This window comes from Streptomyces sp. W16 (genome assembly GCF_033194735.1).
Lineage (GTDB): Bacteria > Actinomycetota > Actinomycetes > Streptomycetales > Streptomycetaceae > Streptomyces.
Genome location: NZ_JAWOAI010001237.1, coordinates 1 through 255, shown reverse-complemented (window position 1 = coordinate 255; position 255 = coordinate 1). Strand labels below are relative to the sequence as shown.

General features: G+C 67.8%; 1 protein-coding gene. It reads left to right on the top strand.

The features are described 5' to 3' along the window. Positions 1 to 255: zinc-binding dehydrogenase (locus R6V09_RS54925; protein WP_317888713.1), on the top strand; the 255-nt coding region annotated here is incomplete at both ends.

Sequence of the window (255 nt, the reverse complement as noted above, 5' to 3'; positions counted from 1 at the left end):
CCCAGAAGGCGGACATCTGCCGGGCGATGGGCGCCGAGGCGATCATCGACCGCAACGCCGAGGACTACCGGTTCTGGAAGGACGAACACAACCAGGACCCGCGCGAGTGGAAGCGGTTCGGCAAGCGGATCCGTGAGCTCACCGGCGGCGAGGACGTGGACATCGTCTTCGAGCACCCCGGCCGCGAGACCTTCGGCGCAAGCGTTTACGTCACCCGCAAGGGCGGCACGATCGTCACCTGCGCCTCGACCTCCG